The organism is Streptomyces sp. 2A115, from assembly GCF_052245575.1.
In the GTDB taxonomy this organism is placed as follows: Bacteria; Actinomycetota; Actinomycetes; order Streptomycetales; family Streptomycetaceae; genus Streptomyces.
In genome coordinates, this window is sequence record NZ_JBQQCG010000216.1 from 1 (window position 1) to 1455 (window position 1455).

At 68.3% G+C, this 1455-nt stretch carries 2 protein-coding genes; one reads left to right on the plus strand and one right to left on the minus strand.

The features are described from left to right. Positions 1-254: hypothetical protein (locus tag ACTWQR_RS55650; RefSeq protein WP_443235001.1), on the plus strand; the 254-nt coding region annotated here is incomplete at its 5' end. A gap of 624 nt (positions 255-878) precedes the next feature. Here ACTWQR_RS55650 and ACTWQR_RS55655 read toward each other — a convergent pair. After that, positions 879-1455, minus strand: a 577-nt coding sequence (locus ACTWQR_RS55655; RefSeq protein WP_443235002.1) for an NADPH-dependent F420 reductase, incomplete at its 5' end; no start/stop codon positions are given.

Here is a 1455-nt window from a genome sequence, read left to right on the forward strand (position 1 = left end):
ACCTCCGCCGCGAACGCCTCCAACTCACCACGCACCACAGCAATCTCGTCCGGAGTCACACACACTCAACGCCACACCGGGCCGGAAGGACACGCACCACCTCAACCGACCTGACCAAGCCCTACTATGCGTGTGGTGGGCAACACGTAGAGGCTGGTCAGGGCACCGATGATCCAAGGCTCTCTGGAGAGGCTGTCGTCGTTGAGGCAGCGCCGGAGCTGCTGATCGAGTTCCTCGCTGGGCAGGAACTGTGAGGGGAGCCCGCACTTCTTGGCCGGAGAAGGGCCTGTGCTGGCCCTGTACTCGATCCTCGCGTTCCAGATCATGAAGGCGTTCGCGCTGCCCTTCAAGCTGCATCCCGCCTGGCGGGACAACTGGTCTCCCTGACCGGCGCCCGGGCAGATCCGCACAACGGGGGACGCCGCGAAACGGGCGGCGGGGTGGGCGACCGCGACGCCCAAAGCCGTGTGACCCGGCCTCTTCGTACCACGGCGGGGCTTCAGCCCTGCGGCCCGAAATCCGGCAGCCGTCGCCCCCACAGAGCCGGATGCCCGGCTCGCTCTCGCGCAGCCAGCAGGACATGCACAGCCCGCTCCTACCGGTAGTCGTCCCAGGCGTCGGTGAGGGGCACGGCCAGGCGGACGGTGATGCCAGTTAAACCATGATCTTGGACAGCAGAGGACCCCGGCCATGTGACGGCCGGGGTCTCTCTGCCTCGTGCAGGTGTCGGCTCAGCCGCAGGAGCCGCAGGAGCCGCAGCAGCCGGGGTGGCAGCCGCATGGGCGTGTCTCCCCGCTGGTGGCCGGAACCACCGCGGTGGGTCGGTGTCCGGACCCGGTCAGGAGTTCCTGTTCCACCTCTTCCGCGATGCTCTCCACTCACCTCCAGGCGTCGACCGAGAAGCTGCCGCCCGCGGGCCGGACAACCGTGGCGGTCCGTTCCCTCACGCGGTCGGCAGGTACCGGAACGCCCGGGGCCTGGAAGATCCATTCCATCGTCTTGTCCAAGCTCACATCCTTGGGCACTTCCCCGAAGTAGGGCTTGCAGTAGACGGGCGTGCCCGGTTCGCTGCGCCAGCTGTCGGCGAGCGTGCCGATGTCCACCGCGTCGTAGCCGAGGAGGTCGAGCAACTCCACGACCTCCGCCTTGGCGGCGGCATCGTCACCGGCGATCGGCATGGCACTGCGGTCCGGCGCACCCGAGGGGCGGGCCAGGCTGAACAGCTGGCTGACGACGATGTTGCTGGCCGCCTTGACCACACGGGAGTCGGCCAGGTGGCGCTGCACCAGCTCGCTGCTCGTCAGCTCGTTCGCGTCCAGCTCGGCGATGCGGCCGTCGCGCACCGGGTAATAGTTCAGCGTGTCGATCACGATCTTGCCCGCCAGCGGCTGGGCCGGGATCTTCTCGTAGGCGCTCAGCGGGATGGACACCACCACCAGGTCCCCGGCCTCGGCG